The following is a 16,173-nucleotide window of genomic DNA, read 5'->3' as shown; positions in this document are numbered from 1 at the left end:
TCGTCCTTCAATAGGGCAGACCCACATAGTTCTCGGCAAGAGCGGTCGACGCCGCACGCGAGCCGACGAGATATTCGAGTTCCGCCTCCTGGATGCGCTGGCCGAAATCGCCATTGTCGGGGAAGAGGTGCATGAGCGAGGTCATCCACCAGGAGAAACGCTCCGCCTTCCAAACGCGTGACAGGGCGCGGGCCGAATAGACATCGACGCCGGCAGACGACCCCTCGGAGTAGAATTCACGAAGGCCTTCAAACAGATAGTGGACGTCGCTCGCAGCGAGATTCAGGCCCTTGGCACCGGTCGGGGGGACGATGTGGGCCGCGTCGCCGACGAGGAACATCCTGCCGAAACGCATGGGCTCGGCGACGAAGGAGCGCAGCGGCGCGATCGACTTTTCGATCGACGGACCCGTGGTCATCGCCTCCGCCGTGCCCTGCGGCAGCCGTCGCCGTATCTCGTCCCAGAAGCGCTCGTCCGACCAGTCCTCGACCTTCTCGTCAAGCGCCACCTGCACATAGTAGCGCGAGCGGGTGTGCGAGCGCATGGAGCATAGCGCGAAGCCGCGCGGATGGTTGGAATAGATCAGTTCGTGATTCACCGGCGGCACGTCGGCGATGACGCCGAGCCAGCCGAAGGGGTAGACGCGCTCGAACAGCCGGATCGCATCCTTCGGCACGGCCTTGCGCGAGGCACCGTGATAGCCGTCGCAGCCGGCGATGAAATCGCAGTCGAGACGGTGCTCGACGCCGCCGTGGCGGAACGTCAGACAGGGGCGCTCGCCGGCGAAGTCGTGCGGCTCGACATCGGCCGCTTCGTAAAAGGTCTTGCCTCCGGTCGCCTCGCGGCGGTCCATCAGGTCTTTCGTCACCTCGGTCTGGCCATAGACCATGACCCGTCTGCCGCCCGTCAGGTCGCGCAGGTCGATGCGATGGCGCTTACCGTCGAAGGTCAGGTCGAAGCCGTCATGCGGCAGCCCCTCACGGTGCATCCGTTCGCCTGCGCCGGCCTGGTCCAGCAGGCGGCAAGTGCCTTCCTCCAGCACGCCGGCGCGGATGCGTTCGAGCACATGCGCCTTGGAGGAACGCTCCAGGATGATATTGTCGACGCCGGCGTCGGACAGCAACTGGCCGAGCAGCAGCCCTGACGGGCCAGAGCCGATGATGGCGACCTGGGTTCGCAAGCGTTCCTCCCTTGATGCTTGCACGTTGAACGCATGCGAAGGGCCCAGCAATGGACATTTCGGGCATCTGACTGCACAATCCGCGCATGGATGCCAGGAAAGCTCCCAACGACGTTCCCGAATACCGACTCTATCGCGAGGCACGCGAGGAGGCGGCCGATTTCTGGATCCACTGCGAGCCGCTGCCGGAACGCTCGCGGCTGCACCGCTTCGAGATCGCCACGCACCGCCACCCCTCGCTGTTCCAAATGTTCCTGGTGACCGGGGGCGAAGGCGAGGTTCTCGACGGCCGCTCGGTGACGCGGCTGGCGGCGCCTTGCGTCCTCTTCATTCCCGCGGGAGCGGTGCACGGATTCCGCTTCTCGCCCTCGGTTGGCGGCATCGTCGTGACGGCGCTCGCGGACCGGCTGGTCTCGGTGGGGTCGGCGGACAGGCACGTCGCGGCCTTTGCCGATGCTGTGCGTGTTCTTCCCGTCGCGGACGGTGTTGACGAGATCCTGCTGCGCATCGATGCGGAAATGCGCGATCGGCCGGTCGGGCGCGGGGCGGCGCTGGAGGCGCTGACGGCGCTCGCGGTGATCGGCCTCGCGCGGATCTGGACTGCCGGACGCTCCGACGACGCGGCGAAGCCGGACCCCCAGAACTCTAGGGCGCAGATGTTGGAGACGCTGGTGGCGACGCACTACCGGCATGGCCTGCCAGCGGCGTTCTATGCCGAACGGATAGGGGTCTCCGTCTCCCAACTCAACCGCATCGCGCGCGCGGTCACGGGACAGACGCTGCAGGGGTTGATCGCGCGGCGCATCACCGAGGCCGCCTGCCGCGATCTCGTCTTCACGCCGACGCCGGTGAACCGTATTGCGGAATCGCTTGGATTTGCAGATCCGGCCTACTTCAACCGTTTCTTCCGGCGACAGACAGGGGTGACACCGGGGGAATATCGCTCGGCGGAAAAGGGACGGCTTGCGCCGCCTGAGCTGGCCTGAGCCGGCGCGGCGCGTACCGAAGGCAGAAGACGCGTCCCCTACTTTCCTTCGCGGATCTGCGTCAGCGTGCGCGTCGGTGTGATCGCTTCAGGATCGAGCTTGACCTCGATGATCGAGGGCTTGCCGCTGGCGCGGGCCCGCTCGAAGGCGGGGGCGAATTCGTCGGTCGTGGCCACTGTCTCGCCGTGGCCGCCATAGGCGCGGGCGAGGGCCGCGAAGTCGGGGTTCTGGAGCGTGGTGCCTGAGACGCGGCCGGGATATTCGCGCTCCTGATGCATGCGGATCGTGCCGTAGATGCCGTTGTTGAGGATCACGACGATGACCGGTGCGCCATACTGGATCGCCGTCGCGAACTCCTGGCCGTTCATCAGGAAGTCGCCGTCGCCGGCCCAGACGATGACCTCTCGCTCGGGAAACGCCAGCTTGGCGGCGACGCCGCCCGGCACGCCGTAGCCCATGGAGCCAGAGGTGGGCGCGGCCTGCGAGTTGAAGCGACGGAAGCGGTGGAACCTGTGTATCCAGGTGGCGAAGTTGCCGGCGCCGTTGGCGATGATCGCGTCCTCCGGCAGGTGTTCCTCCAGCCAGGCCATGATCGGACCCATCTTGACCGGACCCGGTCCGTCGGCGGGTGGCGTCGACCAGGCGAGGTAGTCTTCGTGCATCTCGGCAGTTCGGTTCGCCCAGACCGGCGTGGCCCGTGGTGCGGTCCTGGCCAGGGCATGGGCAAACGCAGCCGGTGTCGCGTTGATCGCGACGGTCGGGCGATAGACGCGGCCGAGCTCGTGCGGGTCGGGATAGATGTGGACCAGCTTCTGGTCGGGATAGGGGCTCTTCATCAATGTGTAGTCGGCGGACGGCATTTCACCGAAGCGACAGCCGACGAGCAGGATCAGGTCCGACTTCTTGATATAGTCGCCGAGCTTCGGGTTGATGCCGATGCCGATGTCGCCCGCGTAGGAGACGTGAAGCTGATCGCAGAGCGCCTGGCGGCGGAAGGAGCAGCCGGCGGGAAGGTTCCATCGCTCCAGCGCGCCGCACATGGCCTTGACTGCGTCAGCCGTCCAGCGCGTGCCGCCGAGGATGACGAAGGGCCGCTCGGCCTTTTCCAGCAGGGCGATGGTGGCAGCCATCTCCGCCTCGCCGGGCGCGCTGTCGACCGGCACGAAGGGCAGGGGCACCGGCGCCTCCACCTGCTCGGTCAGCATGTCTTCCGGCAGGGCGACGATCACCGGGCCCGGGCGTCCGGAGGTGGCCACGGCGAAGGCGCGGGTAACGAGTTCGGGGATGCGGGAGGCGTCGTCGATCTCGACCACCCACTTGGCCATCGAGCCGAAGAAGGCCCGGTAGTCGACCTCCTGGAACGCCTCGCGCTCGAGATTGCCGCGCGCGACCTGGCCGACGAACATGACGACTGGATTGGAATCCTGCCGCGAGATGTGGATGCCGGCCGACGCGTTGGTGGCTCCAGGGCCGCGGGTGACGAAGCAGACGCCCGGTTTCCCGGTCAGGCGGCCTTCGCAATCCGCCATCATCGCGGCCCCGCCTTCCTGGCGGCAGACGATGTTCCTGATCTTCGAATCATGCAGCGCGTCGAGCACGGCGAGATAGCTTTCGCCCGGCACCGAATAGATGCGCTCGACCCCGTTGGCCTCCAGGCAGTCGACGATGAGCTGTCCGCCGGTCTTCATGCGATGTCCTCTAGGTCGGTTCGGATATCAGGCCGCCTTGCGATAAAAGGCGAGGGAGCCCGCAAGCGCCAGAAGCGCACCGCCACAGGCGCGGTCGAGCCAGACCAGGCCGCCTCGCGTCAGCACGCGCACTGCCTGGGCGCCGAAGGCCGCGTACATCGCCATCACCGCCACGTCGATCGCCGCGAACAGAATAGCCAGGATCGCATATTGGGGAAGCTGAGGGCCAGAGGCTGACACGAATTGCGGCAGGAAGGCCGAGACGAAGAGGTATCCCTTTGGGTTCGTCACCGCGACGAAGAAGCTCTTTCCGAACAGCGCGCGCGGAGATCCGCGAAGCTGGTCTGTCGTGGCGAGAGCAGCGGGGTCGAGGCTGCCGTGCGACCGCAAAAGCTGGATGCCGAGCCAGGCGAGGTAGGCAACACCGACCCATTTGACGACCCCGAACCAGAACTCGGATGCGGCGAGCAGCGCGCCGAGTCCGATTGCCGCGGCGCCGACGAGAACGAAGTCCGACGTCGCGGCCCCCGCCATGCCCCACGCGGCGCGGCGGAAGCCGAAGCGTGACCCGTTGGCAAGCGCCAGCAGCACCGTCGGGCCGGGCGTGGCGATGGCGATGAAGGCAACGGCCGAGAAAGCCAAGAGGGTCCAGACGCTCATCTATCGTGTTCCTTGCTTTGATCGAGCTTAGCCAGGATTTCCGCCGTATGCTCTCCGAGCCTCGGCGAGGGGCGAGAGTATTCGATCGGGGTCGCCGAGAACAGCATCGGCGCGCGCACGCCGGGCAGCGTCTCGCCGTGCCCGTCGGGGAGGTCGATCCGCATACCGCGCGCGACCGCCTGCGGGTCGGCGAAGCTCTCGGCAATGTTGTTGATCGGGCTCGCCGGCACCGCCGCCGCATCGAGCTTCGGCAGCAGGTCGGCGCGGGTCCAGGAGGCGAGCGCGGCGATGAGTTTTTCGCGCAGGCGGGCGCGGTTGACCACGCGCGCCGGATTGGTCGCGAAGTCGGGATCGGCGGGCAGGTTCTCGAGCCCCACCACCTTGCAGAAGCGCTGGAACTGGCCGTCGTTACCCGCCGCGAGGATGAAGTGTCCGTCGGCCAGCGGCAGCACCTCGTAGGGCGCGATGTTCATATGGGCGTTGCCCATCTGGATCGGCGCGTTGCCGGAGACGAGATAATTGAGGTTCTGGTTGCCGAGTACCGAGATCTGCGTGTCGTAGAGCGCCATGTCGATGTGCTGGCCCTCGCCAGTTGCCTCCGCATGGCGCAGGGCAGCCTGGATGGCAATGACGGAATAGAGGCCAGTGAAAATGTCCGAGATGGCCACGCCGGCCTTCTGCGGCTCGCGGCCGGCCTCGCCGGTGATCGACATCATGCCGGACATGCCCTGGATGATGAAGTCGTAGCCGGCGCGCGGCGCATAGGGACCGGTCTGGCCGAAGCCGGTGATCGAGCAGTAGACGAGGCGCGGGTTGAGCGCCTTCACACTGTCGTAGTCGAAGCCGTATTTCTTCAGGCCGCCGACCTTGAAGTTCTCGATCAGCACGTCGGCATCGGCGATCAGCTTCCTGAGCGTCTCGGCGCCCTCGGGCGTGGTGAAATCGATCTCGATCGAGCGCTTGCCGCGGTTGGTCGAGTGATAGTAGGCGGCCGACAGGTTGGTGCCGTCCGCAGCCATGACGAAGGGAGGTCCCCATTTGCGGGTGTCGTCGCCGCCGTCCGGGTTTTCCACCTTGATCACGTCGGCGCCGAGGTCGGTGAGCACCTGTCCGGCCCAGGGGCCGGCGAGGATGCGGGCCAGTTCGATGACGCGGACGCCGGAGAGCGGTGGCTTGGACATGCGTGAGAAACTCCGATTGCCGGCTGACTAGCAGCGGCCGCGAATGATGTCACGGGCTTGCCTTGTGCCACGCGGCGCACACCTTCTGGCGGAGCAGGGAACGTCGCGTGGCGGAAGCCGATCAGCTTCGCCAGGCTCGGCGCGCAGGTGCGACTGATCTATGGCTGTGACCGGACGGTTCAATGCTCAGGACGCCGCCTTTCGCGGCCGTCCGCCCCTTGCGCCGTTCGCCCTGGCGGCGGCCGCCTTCGCCTCCGATGTCGTACGGCCGGCATTCGCAGCCATCCATCTGCTCGTTCCGAAGATGCCATCGAGCAGGCCTGGCACGCTCAGATCGACATCAAGCGCTTCCCAGCGCAGCCCGAAGCCTGCCCCGAGTATTTCGACCTTCGCCAGTTGTTCGTCGGTTGCCGTTTCCAGACCTTGGGCAAGGTGTGGCGGGAATGCGAAAGCGCAGCCGTTCAAGAGTTTGACAATGACCCTTTTCAGCTTCGGGTCATATCGGGCCGATATGGCGCGAGGTTCAGTGTGTTGTGCCTCAGCGCCACGCCTTTGCGCCGCTATCATTTCAGCATCGGTGATTTCAACCATGCAACTCCCTCCAGCGAAGGATGAGATCATCGCGGTGCGCATTGACGATCGACACTGCGCGGCGAACGTCGCTCCGTTTCATTCCCAACGACCATACGACTTTCGCGCCGCCAGCCTCTCCGCCCAGATCGATCCTGGCCTCTCCATCGCCATACACGTGGACATGCTCGGGCAGATGGTCGTTCAGGAAAATGACGATGCGAAAGCCGCTTTCTCTCAGAACGGTGATCATATCCAATAACCCATCCAGTTGGGTTTTTCAACGTGGGGGTACCACTCGCTCCAGCCACGCCGCGAAATCCGCCATCACCTGGTCGCGGTTCACCTCGTTCAGGCTTTCGTGGCGGGTCTGCGGGTAAATCGTTGAAACCAGACTCGAAAAGCCCATTCGCTTCAGCCGTTCGGCGTGATGTCGGACGGCCTTGCCGCCGTCGGTCGCGGGGTCGCGCTCCCCGCCGACGAGATAGAGCGGCAGGTCGCGGCGGACGCCGGCATAGTTGTGGTCGTCGGCGCCAATGAAGATCAGGTCGAAGACATCCTTCCACATCGACACAGAGGCGTCCCAGCCGCAGAGCGGGTCGGCGACGTATTTGTCGACCTCGGCCGGGTCACGCGACAGCCAGTCGAATTCGGTGCGGCGGTCCTTGATCTGCTTCGCCCAGGCCTGGAAGGTCAGCTTCGGCAGAATGCGCGAGGGCACGTCGGAGCCGAGGCGGAAGCGCTCGAAGGCGAGCACCGCCAGGGCGAGGCGGCCGGGCAGGCCGGCGGAGAAGTTGGCGTTGCAGATCGCTGCCGCATGCAGGCGGCCCGAGTGCTTCAGCGCATGGTTCATGCCCGACAGGCCGCCCATCGAATGGCCGTACAGGATGACCGGCAGGCCGGGGTGGTCGGCGGCGATGCGGTCGTGCATCGCGTCGATGTCGGCAACGACCTTCGCCGCGCCATCCTGTTTCGCAAAGATGCGGGGCGGGGCATCCGGGGCGGTGGTCGCGCCGTGGCCGCGATGGTCGTGCGCATAGACATGAAAGCCGCGGGCGGCGAGGAAATCGGCGAAGCGGGCATAGCGCGCGGCGTGTTCCGCGAGGCCATGGTTGATCTGAACCACGCCGTGTGGCGTGCCCTCGGCATTGCGGACATAGGCGTTGAGCGTGGCGCCTGTCGGCGAGGCGACGCTGATCGTTCTATCGAAAGCCATGTTCCCCTCCCGCGCGACGGCAAGGGACTTGGCCCATTGCCGACAAATTCGTCAAGCCACGCCCGTTGGGGCGTCAGCCGGGAGTTGAATGCTCATGAAATAACCATGGGAGGCGGGTGATCAATGTCTGTGCAGAATTTGCCTTGCCAAGCTCGTGCGACCCCTGTTTGATGCCGTTCTGACAAACGTTGGGGAGTGTCGAAGCATGATTAATCGCAGGGCGTTCTCGCTCGCTGCCGCCGCATTGGCCGGAGCCGTGGCTTTTGCCGCGCCGGCTGCGGCCGAGACGGACATCAAATTCACGCTGGACTGGAAGTTCGAGGGCCCGGCGGCCGGCTTCTTCCTGGCGATGGACAAGGGCTATTTCAAGGAAGCAGGGCTGAACGTCACCATCGACACCGGCAACGGCTCGGTGGAAGCGATCCCGCGCGTAGCGACGGGCGCCTACCAGATGGGCTTCGGCGACATCAATTCGCTGATCAAGTTCCTCGACACGGATCCGACCCAGAAGATCAAGGCGGTGATGGTCGTCTATGAGCGACCGCCGTTCTCGATCATCGGCCGCAAGAGCCTTGGCATCACCGACGATCCGAAGTCGGTCGAAGGCCACAAACTGGGCGCTCCGCCGCCGGACGGCGCTTTCGCGCAGTGGCCGGCCTTCGTGCAAGCCGCGGGCATCGACGCTTCCAAGGTGACGATCGAGAGCGTCGGCTTCCCGGTGCGCGAGCCGATGCTGGCGCAGGGCCAGGTCGACGGCATCTTCGGCTTCGCCTTCTCCTCGGTGCTGAACCTGAAGGCGCAAGGCGTCGCCGCCGACGATATCTCGATGATCCTGATGGCCGAACACGGGCTCGACCTCTACGGCAATTCGATCCTGGTCAACACCGACTTCGCGGCGGCGAATCCCGATGCGGTGAAGGGCTTCCTCAAGGCGCTGGCCAAGGGCTTCGCCGATGCGGTCGCAGACCCCGAGGCCGGTGTCGCCGCCGTGATGGCGCGCAACGAGGTATTGAAGAAGGACATCGAGCTCGAACGGCTCAAGATGGCGAACGATCTCAACATCAAGACGCCATACGTGGTCGAGAACGGCTTCGGTGGGCTGGACATGGCCAAGCTCACCAAGTCGATCGAATACCTGACCGTCTCGATGAAGCTCGCGGGCAACGTCAAGGCCGACCAGATCTTCGACGCCTCGTTCCTGCCGCCGAAGGAAGAGCGGATGCTGCCCTGAGGGCACGCTGCCTTCTCCCCCTGTGGGAGAAGGTGGATTGGCGCGCAGCGCCAAGATGGATGAGGGGTGTTGGCCGAAATGCCGGCGCCCCGCTCGGTCCAGCACCCCTCATCCGACCTCCCCCGGATCAAATCCGGGGTCCGCCACCTTCTCTCACAAGGGGAGAAGGTAGGCTCCATCCAACGACGACCGGCACAACACCATGACCCCTCTCGTCACCATCGCCAATGTCGACATGCGCTACGGCGGGACCGGTGGCACGCTGGCCGTCAAGGACCTGACGCTCGATGTCGGCAAGGGTGAGTTCGCCGCCGTCGTCGGGCCGTCCGGCTGCGGCAAGTCCACGCTGATGAAGCTGGTGACCGGTCTGCACATGCCGCAGGCCGGCACGGTCACCGTCAATGGCGAGCGGGTGACCAAGCCGGTGTCGATCGTCGGCATGGCGTTCCAGAACCCGACCATGCTGCCGTGGCGCACGACGCTCGACAACATTCTGTTGCCGCTGGAGATCGTCGAGAAGCATCGCAAGCGACTGCGCGCCAACAAGGCCGAATATGTCGCCAAGGCCGAGAAACTGCTGGAGACGGTCGGCTTGAAAGGCTTCGGCCAGAAATTCCCCTGGCAGCTCTCCGGCGGCATGCAGCAGCGCGCCAATCTCTGCCGCGCGCTGATCCACGAGCCGGAGCTGCTGATGCTGGACGAGCCGTTCGGCGCGCTCGACAGCTTCACCCGCGAGGAGCTGTGGTGCGTCATTCGCGACCTGCACGCGGCGCAGGGCGTGACCATCATCCTCGTCACGCACGATCTGCGCGAGGCGACTTTCCTCGCCGACAAGATCTTCGTCATGAGTTCGCGGCCGGGCCGCATCCTGCAGGAGAGGCGGGTGCCTTTCCCGCGCCCGCGGGAGTTGGATCTCCTCTACGAGCCGGCCTTCAACGACATGGTGCACGAACTGCGCGGCGCGATCGCGGAAGCAAGGAGCGCGGCATGAGCACCGAGACAAAATCTGCCATCGACTGGCAGGCCGCTGCTCCCTGGCTCTATACGATCGGTCTGTTCCTGGTGTGGGAGCTGGCGGTCCGCGTCTTCGGCATTGCGCCTTATGTGCTGCCCGCACCGACGGCCATCCTCTCCTCCATCATCGAGTTCTGGCCGGCGATCTGGAAGAACTCGCTGCAGACGCTCTACACGACCAGCGTGGGCTTCCTGCTCGCTGTCGTCGGCGGGCTGGCGCTCGGACTGCTCGTCGGCTGGTCGAAGACGATCTATGCCGGCCTCTATCCGATCATGGTCGGCTTCAACGCCATCCCGAAGGTCGCGATCGTGCCGATCCTCGTCATCTGGTTCGGAATCGGCACGATCCCGGCGGTGCTCACCGCCTTCCTGATCTCGTTCTTCCCGATCGTGGTGAATGTCGCCACCGGCCTCGCCACCATCGAGCCGGAAACCGAGGACGTGCTGCGCGCTCTGGGCGCGAAGAAGATGGACATCATGCTGAAGGTCGGCATCCCGCGCTCGATGCCGTATTTCTTCGGCTCGCTGAAGGTGGCGATCACGCTCGCCTTCGTCGGCTCCGTCGTCTCGGAAACAGTCGCATCGAACTCCGGGCTTGGCCAGATGATGTCGGCGGCGCAGTCGCAGTTCAACGTGCCGCTGGTGTTCGCCGGCCTGATCATGCTCGCGGTCGAGGGCATCGCGATGTATGCGCTGATGGCCTGGATCGAGCGGCGCACCACCGGCTGGGCCCATCGCGGCCAGATGGCGCAGTAAAGCGAACTCAGAAAGAGATCGCGGTGGAGCCCGTCCAGCCTTCAGCCGGGCCCTCTCCGACAACGCGGTTGCGGCCGCCGTCCTTGGCCATGTAGAGGCGCCGGTCCGCCAGCGCAAAGAGCTCTTCTAGGCTCTGCACCGATGGCCCGGTGGTCGCGACGCCGACGCTCACCGTGCAGCGCGGCGCGCTGCCGTCGTCGAGGCAGATCACCTGCCGGATCGTCTCGCCCAGAAGCCGCCCCAGCGCATGCGGGTACGGACACAGGACCGCGAATTCCTCTCCGCCGATGCGAAAGACGGTATCCTTGGGACCGACCTGGTTGACCAGTGTGGCGGCGATGGTCTGCAACACGCGGTCGCCCTCGGCGTGGCCATGATGGTCGTTGATCGACTTGAAATGGTCGACGTCGATGATCAGCAGCGTCAGCGGCCGCCCGGTCGCCTGGCTCGTGGCGACGGCCTGCGCTCCCAGTTCATTGAAGCGGCCGCGATGCATCAGGCCGGTCAGCGCGTCGCGCCCGGCGTGCTCGACCAGCGCGTTGTAGCGCTCGCGGTAGGTCAGCGCCTCGAAGACGTCGGAGACACCACGCGGCACCGGCAGCTCGCCGCGCTCGAACCAGCGCAGATAGGCGAGCGTCAGCATGCTGTAGACCAGCGCCGCGGCCATCTTGCCGGCCCAGCCGCCGAAGAAGGCGGACCACGGAGCATCGGTCAGGAGGTGCAGAACGGTGAAGAAGCCGATCTGGTCGAAGGTGAGTATTATGGCGACCGAGACGAAGATCCTGAGGAAGAGGTTGGTGCGAAGGACGCGTCCGAGCGCCTCGTAGAGCAGGATGATGAGGATGGCGTCGATGAACAGCAGGGCGGTGCCCCAGGCCATCAGCCAACCCATGTCGTCGATGAACGACATGTCCGGCATAGCGCCGCCGGGAAGCGGCTCGACGCTGTGGAAGCGGAGCACGCCGACCAATCCGAGCGTCAGCAGGTTGCCGACGAGCAGGCCGTAGATCGGCTGGCGCACGGTGGCGGCGTCTTCCTTCATGTAGAGAAGCAGCAGCATCACCAGCTTGCCGGAAAACAGAACGGTCGAACCGGGCGAGAGGATGCCGAGAGGAGCCGCGACGTAGAAGACGCTGGCGAGGTAGGTCTCCAGGAAATGCATGCCCGCGAGCGCCGTCATGAAGACGCCGAGGCCGATACGGCCGCGCAGGGCGAACAGCACCGCCATCAGGCCGAAATAACCGAGCGCTTCGACAAGGAGCAGGAATGCGTTCGTCACGCTACGACAACCCGATTGTGCGGCGAACCCGTCGCCGCCTTCCGAATCCCGTTATAGTGGCGCAACCGTTAAGCGCATGTTTCGAAAGGGCGCCCCGCCGGAATGCACGCTCTTGAGAATGGCCGCCGGTGACGGTTGCGGCGCGGGCGCCGCGCAGCCAGCTTTGATTGCATTTGCGACGGTGCTGATTGCATTCCATTAGTACTTTCAGCCTAGAATTGCCGTCGCAGGGTGGGGTGACATGAGCGGTCTGGCTGAACGCGCGCAGATTTATGACGAGACCGGCAGCCTGGAGGACTTGATGCTCCAGCTTTCGATGGCGCGCGGCATCGACGAGATCATGGCGGTCGTGCGCACTGGTGTCAGGCCGCTGATCGGCGCCGACGGCGTGACCTTCGTGCTGCGTGACCATGGCATGTGCCACTATGCCGAGGAAGACGCCATCGCCCCGCTCTGGAAAGGCCAGCGCTTTCCGATGAATACCTGCATCTCGGGTTGGGCGATGCTCCACCGCGAGGCCGCGATCATCGAAGACATTTACGCCGATCCGCGCATTCCCCATGCCGCCTACCGGCCGACCTTCGTGCGCAGCCTGGTCATGGTGCCGGTGCGCAAGGAAGATCCCGTCGCGGCGATGGGGATCTACTGGGCCCAGCGGCGGCGGCCGCAGGATCATGAGGTGCGAATCGCGCAGCGGATCGCAAACAGCGCAGCCGTCGCGATGACCAATGTGGCGCTGCTGGAGTCGCTTGCAGCCGCGCGCGATGAGGCGGTGAAGGCGCAGGAGGCAATTATCCTGGCGCTGGGCTCGCTGGCAGAGACGCGCGACGTCGAGACGGGCAACCACGTCTACCGCACGCAACACTATGTCCGGGTGATGGCCGAGGCGGCGCGGGCGCGCGGCGTCTATGCCGGGCAGCTCGACGATCGGACCATTGAGCTCATCGTCAAAGCGGCGCCGCTGCACGACATCGGCAAGGTGGGAGTCCCGGACCGCATCCTGCGCAAGGCGGGACCGCTCACGGCACGGGAGACCGCAATCATGCGCACGCATGCCGCGATCGGCCGCGATGCGATAGCCAAGGCCGAAACCCATTTTGGCGCCGGCACGCGCTTCTTCCGCATCGCGCAGGATATTGCGTACACCCATCACGAGAAATGGGACGGAAGCGGCTATCCGTGCGGTCTCGCAGGGGAGGAGATCCCGCTGTCGGGACGGCTGATGGCGATCGCGGACGTCTACGACGCGCTGGTCTCGCCCCGCGTCTACAAGGCCGCATTCCCGCACAAGCGCGCCGTGCGGATCATCCTGGACGAAAGAGGCCGTCACTTCGATCCGCTGCTGGTCGACGTGTTCTCCGAGGTCGAAGAGGATTTCCAGTGGATCCTCCACGAGTTCGGCGACGACACTTCCCGTTGAGAAGGGCAGGGCGCCGAAGCTAGGGGTAGATCCGTCCCGGCCGCAGATCCTCAGGCGATCAGAGGCAACAGGCGCCGGACGTCGTCGAGCATCTGCGGGATGGCATCCGCTTCGCCCGCCAGGTGGCGCAGCAGGTGCTTCTGGAACAGCCCGTCGAACACCGCGTAGAGCGGCCCGCGGGGCATGGAGGGCGACTTCCCGCCGAGCTCCGCGTAACGCGAGGCGATCCGCCAGATCATGTCCTCGAGGCTCTTGTCGATGGCGATGACGTCGTCGCGGAAGACGTCCTCGAACAGCGCCTGTGAGCGCAGGTCGTACCAGAGGCGATGCATCGGCGCCTCGGTGCTCATGGTCTCGCCGAGCTTGGCGAGGAACCCCTCCAGCAGCGCTTCGCGGGTCGGCGCCGTCGCGGTCACCTGGTCGTAGCGCGTGACGCACTTCGCCTTGTAGTGCCGCACGCAGCAGCAGATCAGGTCGACCTTGTCGGTGAAATAGTAGTGCAGCACGCCATGCGTGAACTCCGACTTCTGGGCGATCTCGCGCAGGCTGGTTCGGGCGTAGCCAAGCTCTCCGAGCGCCTCCAGCGCGGCCTCGGCAAGTTCCACGCGGCGCGCGGCGAACTTGTCCACGCGCAGGCGGTCCACCCGTCCGGTGCCCGCCTTACCGGTGGCCGTTTGTCTCGCTTCGATTTCCTGCAGCGCCATGTCGCCTCGTTCCGCCTTCCGATCCGGCCGGATGCCGGTCGGCACCGCACAATGCCATCCCATACAGCCGAAAGCAATTTCCTGGACAATCGTCAAGATTTGTCGCTTGACAAGTGTCAAGATTTTGTTTGACGCTTGTCATGATATTCTTGGCCATCTGTCAAAAGTATCGCACTCGCACCGACGGTCGGGGCGGGCGCAGGGAGGAATGCCGAACCTGGACAGTGTTTCGCGCGCTTGGCGCCACCGGACCATTTTGGCCCGGAGGGCGGAGCCTTGTCCGGCGTCGAGCGAAACAGGGAGGAAGACATGGTTGAGAAGAGCTTGGCGGGCCGGACGGCCCTGGTGACGGGTGGGGCGAGGGGCATCGGCGCGGCGATCGCGCAGGCACTCGCGGCCCTGGGTGCGTCTGTGATGATCGGCGACATTCTCGCCGACGTCGGGCGAGAGACGGCTTCGACGCTGGCAAAGTCGGGCGTGAAGAGCGGCTTCGCGCAACTCGACGTCACCGACGAGGCGCAGTGGGAAAAGGCGGTCGCCGCGACCGTGTCCGAACTGGGCGGCTTCGACATCCTGGTCAACAATGCCGGCATCGAGATCACCTCGCTGGTGATCGACGTGAAGCCGGAGGACTTGCGGCGCATGTGCGACGTCAACATCGTCGGCGTGGCGCTCGGCATGAAGCATGCCTTCCGCGCGATGCGGCCGGGCGGTGCGGCGGGCAAGGGCGGCTCGGTCCTCAACATCGCCTCGGTCGCCGCGACGATCGCCTTCCCGGCCATCGTCGGTTACTCGGGCACCAAGTCGGCCGTAGACCGAATGACCCGCGTCGCGGCCATGGAGGCGGGCAAGCTCGGCTATGGGGTGCGCGTGAACTGCCTCTATCCGGGCCTCGCGCCGACCGAGATGGGCATGAAGCTCGCCGCCGACATGGTTTCGGTCGGCCTTGCCGCCGACATCAACGCCGCCGTGGCGCTGGTGGTCGAGCAGACACCGCTAGCGCGGCTGGCCGAGGTCTCGGACATCGCGGATGCAGCGGCGTTCCTGTGCTCCGACGCCTCGCGCTTTGTTACCGGCGCCGGTCTGCCGGTCGACGGCGGCATGGGCATGTGACGGCAATCATCCAAGAAAACAGGGAGGATTTCAGATGAGCGACAAGCGACCCGTCGTGGTCTACGGCGTCTCCGGCTACACCGGACGCCTGGTTTGCGAATATCTCAGGGAATACAACATCCCCTTCATCGCCGCCGGGCGCGACAAGGCCAAGGTCCAGGCCGTGGTCGACAAGATCCCAGGCATCGAGACCGCCGACTACGAAGTGGTCGAGGTGGAGCATACCGTCGAGGCGCTGACCAAGCTGTTCAAGGGCAGCCGGGTCGTGTCCAACATGGTCGGCCCTTTCATTAAATACGGTTCGGAAGTGGTCGAGGCCGCGCTCGCGGCGGGCTGCCACTACACCGATACCACCGGCGAGCAGGACTGGGTGCTGCATTGCCAGAAGACCTGGGGCGACGCGTTCGCCAGGAAGGGCCTGCTTCTCGCGCCCAACAATGCCCAGATGTACACGACGGGAGAGATCGCGGCGAATATCTGCCTGGAGACCCCCGGCCTCGACACGCTCGACATCCTGGTGTTCTGGAAGGGTTTCCCGACCTACGCCTCGACCCAGACGATCTTCACCATCCTCAAGGCGAACTGGTATTATCTGGAGCAGAACAAGTTCGTCGAATGGGACGTGACCGCCCGTGCCGACGTCGCGGTGCCGGGCCAGCACGAGACCGCTATCGCGGTGCCGTGGGGCGGCACAGCACATCCGGTCTGGTTCAAGAACGATCCGCGCGTCTCCAACTGCCGCGTCATGGGCGGTGTGCTCGCGAGGCCGGTGATGGAGGGCGTCGTCCAGACCACGCAGATGGTCAAGGAACAGATCAAGCCGCTGCCGCCCGACCAGCAGGAGAAGGCGCTCGGCGACATCGCCGCGAGCCTGCAGGCGACGATGCCGCCGCGCGAGAACCCGCGCATCAACACCTCGATCGATTCCGTCTACGCCTCGGGGCCGCTCGGGCGGGCGCACTGCGTCATCCACGGCAACTGCAACTACAAGCAGACCGGCATGCTGCAGGCCTATGCCGCCTTCTCGCTGCTGCAGCAGCCGCCGAAGCGTGTCGGCTTCGCCTCGGCCTGTCAGGCCTTCGGTCATCGCGAACTGCTCGGGCAGTTGCGCAGCTTCGGCCTGGTGATGAACCCGATCCTGACGGTCCATACCTGACTCGAGCGGGCGGCGGCTT

The 16,173-nt window shown here is 65.4% G+C and carries 16 protein-coding genes; 7 read left to right on the top strand and 9 right to left on the bottom strand.

Annotated features, from left to right (window positions below):
- Positions 1 to 7: 7 nt before the first annotated feature.
- Positions 8 to 1,180 carry a 4-hydroxybenzoate 3-monooxygenase gene (gene pobA, locus B9Z03_RS20365; RefSeq protein ID WP_085465878.1) on the bottom strand — a complete coding sequence of 391 codons (1,173 nt, stop codon included), beginning with the start codon at positions 1,178 to 1,180 and terminating at the stop codon, positions 8 to 10.
- An 86-nt stretch (positions 1,181 to 1,266) separates the two neighbouring features.
- Here pobA and B9Z03_RS20360 point away from each other — a divergent pair, with 86 nt between their 5' ends.
- Positions 1,267 to 2,166 carry a helix-turn-helix domain-containing protein gene (locus tag B9Z03_RS20360; protein ID WP_085465877.1) on the top strand — a complete coding sequence of 300 codons (900 nt, stop codon included), beginning with the start codon at positions 1,267 to 1,269 and terminating at the stop codon, positions 2,164 to 2,166.
- A 38-nt stretch (positions 2,167 to 2,204) separates the two neighbouring features.
- Here the strand turns inward: B9Z03_RS20360 and B9Z03_RS20355 are convergent, their stop codons facing one another.
- From B9Z03_RS20355 to B9Z03_RS20330, 6 genes are all read right to left on the bottom strand, one after another.
- Complete coding sequence (locus tag B9Z03_RS20355) at positions 2,205 to 3,854, bottom strand: thiamine pyrophosphate-binding protein (RefSeq protein ID WP_085465876.1); 1,650 nt, start codon at positions 3,852 to 3,854, stop codon at positions 2,205 to 2,207.
- Positions 3,855 to 3,881: 27 nt separating this feature from the next.
- Positions 3,882 to 4,514: a LysE family translocator gene (locus B9Z03_RS20350; RefSeq protein ID WP_085465875.1), complete on the bottom strand. Its 633-nt coding sequence runs from the start codon at positions 4,512 to 4,514 to the stop codon at positions 3,882 to 3,884.
- Entirely contained in the window at positions 4,511 to 5,695 is a 1,185-nt protein-coding gene (locus tag B9Z03_RS20345; protein WP_085465874.1) for a CaiB/BaiF CoA transferase family protein, read from the bottom strand. Before B9Z03_RS20345 ends, B9Z03_RS20350 begins: the two co-directional genes overlap by 4 nt.
- 186 nt (positions 5,696 to 5,881) lie before the next feature.
- Positions 5,882 to 6,286 carry a DUF2442 domain-containing protein gene (locus B9Z03_RS20340; protein WP_085465873.1) on the bottom strand — a complete coding sequence of 135 codons (405 nt, stop codon included), beginning with the start codon at positions 6,284 to 6,286 and terminating at the stop codon, positions 5,882 to 5,884.
- Positions 6,279 to 6,518 carry a DUF4160 domain-containing protein gene (locus B9Z03_RS20335; protein ID WP_085465872.1) on the bottom strand — a complete coding sequence of 80 codons (240 nt, stop codon included), beginning with the start codon at positions 6,516 to 6,518 and terminating at the stop codon, positions 6,279 to 6,281. The genes B9Z03_RS20340 and B9Z03_RS20335 overlap by 8 nt, the downstream gene beginning before the upstream one ends.
- Before the next feature lie 27 nt (positions 6,519 to 6,545).
- Positions 6,546 to 7,481 carry an alpha/beta fold hydrolase gene (locus B9Z03_RS20330; protein ID WP_085465871.1) on the bottom strand — a complete coding sequence of 312 codons (936 nt, stop codon included), beginning with the start codon at positions 7,479 to 7,481 and terminating at the stop codon, positions 6,546 to 6,548.
- 205 nt (positions 7,482 to 7,686) lie between these two features.
- On the opposite strand from B9Z03_RS20330, the gene B9Z03_RS20325 reads away from it, so the two are divergent.
- From B9Z03_RS20325 to B9Z03_RS20315, 3 genes are all read left to right on the top strand, one after another.
- Positions 7,687 to 8,712 carry an ABC transporter substrate-binding protein gene (locus B9Z03_RS20325; RefSeq protein WP_085465870.1) on the top strand — a complete coding sequence of 342 codons (1,026 nt, stop codon included), beginning with the start codon at positions 7,687 to 7,689 and terminating at the stop codon, positions 8,710 to 8,712.
- Between the two features lie 202 nt (positions 8,713 to 8,914).
- On the top strand, positions 8,915 to 9,703 hold the full coding sequence (locus B9Z03_RS20320; protein ID WP_085465869.1) for an ABC transporter ATP-binding protein: 789 nt from the start codon (positions 8,915 to 8,917) through the stop codon (positions 9,701 to 9,703).
- Positions 9,700 to 10,482 (top strand): ABC transporter permease, encoded by a 783-nt coding sequence (locus tag B9Z03_RS20315; protein WP_085465868.1) that lies wholly within the window; start codon positions 9,700 to 9,702, stop codon positions 10,480 to 10,482. Before B9Z03_RS20320 ends, B9Z03_RS20315 begins: the two co-directional genes overlap by 4 nt.
- A 7-nt stretch (positions 10,483 to 10,489) precedes the next feature.
- Here the strand turns inward: B9Z03_RS20315 and B9Z03_RS20310 are convergent, their stop codons facing one another.
- A complete protein-coding gene (locus tag B9Z03_RS20310; RefSeq protein ID WP_244561797.1) occupies positions 10,490 to 11,761 on the bottom strand; it encodes a GGDEF domain-containing protein in 1,272 nt (423 codons plus the stop codon).
- 241 nt (positions 11,762 to 12,002) lie between these two features.
- Between B9Z03_RS20310 and B9Z03_RS20305 the strand changes: the two genes are divergently transcribed.
- Entirely contained in the window at positions 12,003 to 13,181 is a 1,179-nt protein-coding gene (locus B9Z03_RS20305) for an HD-GYP domain-containing protein (protein ID WP_176247573.1), read from the top strand.
- 50 nt (positions 13,182 to 13,231) lie between these two features.
- On the opposite strand, the gene B9Z03_RS20300 is transcribed toward B9Z03_RS20305, so the two are convergent.
- Entirely contained in the window at positions 13,232 to 13,885 is a 654-nt protein-coding gene (locus tag B9Z03_RS20300; protein ID WP_085467782.1) for a TetR/AcrR family transcriptional regulator, read from the bottom strand.
- Positions 13,886 to 14,194: 309 nt separating this feature from the next.
- Between B9Z03_RS20300 and B9Z03_RS20295 the strand changes: the two genes are divergently transcribed.
- Positions 14,195 to 14,998 carry an SDR family NAD(P)-dependent oxidoreductase gene (locus B9Z03_RS20295; protein WP_085465867.1) on the top strand — a complete coding sequence of 268 codons (804 nt, stop codon included), beginning with the start codon at positions 14,195 to 14,197 and terminating at the stop codon, positions 14,996 to 14,998.
- A gap of 34 nt (positions 14,999 to 15,032) precedes the next feature.
- A complete protein-coding gene (locus tag B9Z03_RS20290; RefSeq protein WP_085465866.1) occupies positions 15,033 to 16,154 on the top strand; it encodes a DUF5938 domain-containing protein in 1,122 nt (373 codons plus the stop codon).
- Positions 16,155 to 16,173: the final 19 nt, after the last annotated feature.

Origin of the sequence: Mesorhizobium australicum (assembly GCF_900177325.1) — a bacterium.
GTDB classification, from domain to species: Bacteria; Pseudomonadota; Alphaproteobacteria; order Rhizobiales; family Rhizobiaceae; genus Mesorhizobium_A; species Mesorhizobium_A australicum_A.
This window is presented reverse-complemented; position numbering and strand designations above follow the sequence as displayed.